The 1,147-nt window shown below is 50.1% G+C and carries 1 pseudogene; it reads right to left on the reverse strand.

Annotated features, from left to right (window positions below):
- Window positions 1-106: 106 nt before the first annotated feature.
- Window positions 107-1,033, reverse strand: a pseudogene (locus tag ACRPFF_RS11075) (MFS transporter); the annotation flags it as partial.
- Window positions 1,034-1,147 lie beyond the last annotated feature (114 nt).

Raw genomic sequence — 1,147 nt, forward strand, 5'->3', positions numbered from 1 at the left:
ATTTAGAAACAACTGAAACTGCTCTGCCGTCATTCCCGCGTAGGCGGGAATCCAGAACGTCGAGCAACGGCAATATTCAAAAGCTGTCTGAAAATTTAAAAATTCTACAGACAGAGCCGTTAAACAGGCCCAAATAAGTATCCATGTGTTTGCCCGACAAAGCGTTGGCCACAATCGTCAGCGGATAAGTGATAATGCCCGCCCAAGCGATGCCGATTAAGATATAAGACAGGATGAGTGCGTATTGATTGTAGATGAAGAAGATAGAGAAGAAACCGAGCGCGCCCAAAGCCAAACAGCCGAAATAACCCGCCTTATGGTATTTATTCGGTACTTTTGCCAGAATAAACGAACAAATCACCGCCGCAACCGACTACACCGCCGCCAAAACGCCGTACCGGTTGCCCGCCTCCTGATGGCCTACGGAAGACGCATCGGTAGTGTGCCAGACGTTTTCTGCAATCGCGCCTGCCGAGTAAGTCCACATATACCGGAAGGCGAACCAGCAGAAAAACTGTACCGGAGTAACCGTCCAAAACACTTTAGGCGCGGTTTTTAAGAGTTCGAACCAGTTGGCTTTTTCCTGATTCGCGGCGACATCGATGCCGTGGTAACGGGCGTAGGTTTCCGGGTCGTATTCTTTGACTTTGGAGATTGTGAACGCACTGGTAATAATCAGTAACGCCGCACCCACATAGAATGCTACGACCACGGTTTGTGGCACAACGCCTTTCTCGGCAGTGTTCGCCAAACCGATATACGCGAACACAAACGGCAGAATCGCTGCCACAACCGCGTCCGTATTCGCTAAGAAACTTTGAATCCCGTAGGCGTAGCTTTTCTGCTCCTCGTTGACCATATCGCCGACCATCATCTTAAACGGCTGCATCGCCATATTCGACGACACGTCCAACAGCGCAATCATCAGCGCGCCGAACGACAAGGCCGCCAGCGACGCATAGCCGAAACCGAAGCTGCCCGAGTTCGGCATCAAAATCATCACGATGACCGCAATCAGCGTGCCGTAAAGCAGATTGTGCGCTTTCAGAAAAACCTTTGTCCTCAGTATCCATATCGTCCTCCGTTATAGTTGTGGGAAAAAACAGAAATGCCGTCTGAAGAAAACCATGTGCCGTCCAAACCTTTA

It is taken from the genome of Neisseria sp. SLRRB23 (assembly GCF_050896295.1).
Taxonomy (GTDB): domain Bacteria; phylum Pseudomonadota; class Gammaproteobacteria; order Burkholderiales; family Neisseriaceae; genus Neisseria.